Source organism: Cupriavidus sp. KB_39 (assembly GCF_052114485.1).
Lineage (GTDB): Bacteria > Pseudomonadota > Gammaproteobacteria > Burkholderiales > Burkholderiaceae > Cupriavidus.
This window is the reverse complement of the sequence record NZ_JBFREV010000123.1, coordinates 1-1,387: the sequence shown is the minus strand read 5'-3', so window position 1 is coordinate 1,387 and position 1,387 is coordinate 1. Positions and strand designations below refer to the sequence as shown.

Below are 1,387 nucleotides of genomic sequence, written 5' to 3'. Positions count from 1 at the left end.
GGCTTGGGTTGTGTCGGACTTTCGGTTATTGCTTCCGTCAAGGACGGTGTTGACAAGCTTTCCAACGCGCTCGGCATGAGTACACCCGCCGGTGCCGACAGCGCCGCGAATACGGCCAATAGCGAGAGGCTGGCGAATCAGCTGACCGCTGAGCAAATAGCAAATGGTCACGCGTTTGACAAGCATGTGCTAATTCAGAATGAGTTCGGAGGTTCTATTACATCGAAACAGCAGTTTGCTGAAAAAATTGAGACTATACTCAACAACYCATCGGCGACCAAGCAATTGAGTAATGAGCGCGCAGCATACTGGGATGACGCGACCGGCGTGGTGATAATTGTTAATCCGAAGGCTTCGGATCGTGGAACTGCATTTAAGCCGACGAATGGTAAGATTTATTTCGATAATCTAAGGTGAGACATGAAAATCAATGAAGTCGAGGGTAAGATTGCTCAAATCGAGCTTGATTGTGAGGAGTTGCTTACGCTCAACGCAGCACTCAACGAGATTTGTAACGGAATAGATGTCCATGAATTCGAAACTAGAATAGGAACCTCTCGTGCGGTTGCGGAGAAATTGATGGCAGAGATTCAAATGGTGCTAGACCAGATTCCGAAAAGCTAACTCCAAAATCCAACCGCAAGGCAACTCGCAATAACTGCGAGGACATCGTTCCGAAGTGTTGATAAGAACGCCATCACAGGCCCCGGGATAGGATGGTCGCCCGCATCTATGAAAGAAAATCGGTGGTTTTTTGCATCAACGAGCCGGTCATCGAACTATTTTTTGTATTCACAAATAGTTTTCAAGAGCCAGTGCATGTGCATTAACGGGACGCCCCGAAATTTTTAATGAAACGAGTCGTTCGCCTCGCGCTGGCCGGTATGGCCCTGTCGTTCCTGATGGCCGGTTGCGCTTCGGGCGTGAAGCATTCGGAAATGGCGTCTTCCATCCCGTCGCTAAAAAATTGGGCGAGGGGCGTGTTTTTTTCCTGCGCTCGGCGTCGATGTTCGGTGCTGCCATCCAGCCCGATATTCGCCTGAATAACGAAGTGGTGTGAGAATCGAAGCCCCGGCGGCTTCTTCTTTGTGGATCGTCCGGCTGGGAAGTACGTCGCCGCGGCTGCCACCGAGACGGAGAAGACCCTCAGCTTTGTGCTCGATTCCGGGGAAACCAAGTACGTGCGCAGCTCGCCGTCGATGGGCTTGATGGTGGGTCGCGTGGTACTGGAACTGAAGACGCCGGAAAAAGCAAAGGAAGATCTCGCGTCGCTGAGCTATACGGGCGAYCAGGTCAAGACGGCTGCGAAGTAATAAGAAGTGTTTGGGAGGGTGCTCCGGCATTCCTCCAGGTTGAGGCATTGCGCTTTTAGCTGACCGATTGACCG

1 protein-coding gene and 2 pseudogenes are annotated in these 1,387 nt (G+C 51.6%); all 3 read left to right on the top strand.

What is annotated here, in order from left to right; translation table 11 throughout:
• Window positions 1–417, top strand: a pseudogene (locus AB4Z27_RS28985) (hypothetical protein); the annotation flags it as partial.
• A gap of 3 nt (window positions 418–420) precedes the next feature.
• Entirely contained in the window at window positions 421–624 is a 204-nt protein-coding gene (locus AB4Z27_RS28980; protein ID WP_144203472.1) for a hypothetical protein, read from the top strand.
• A gap of 227 nt (window positions 625–851) precedes the next feature.
• Window positions 852–1,313 (top strand): annotated as a pseudogene (locus AB4Z27_RS28975) (DUF2846 domain-containing protein).
• Window positions 1,314–1,387: the final 74 nt, after the last annotated feature.

Bases quoted from the DNA above. Each gene is read 5' to 3' on its own strand.
- AB4Z27_RS28980 (WP_144203472.1), top strand. From the start codon at position 421: ATGAAAATCAATGAAGTCGAGGGTAAGATTGCTCAAATCGAGCTTGAT.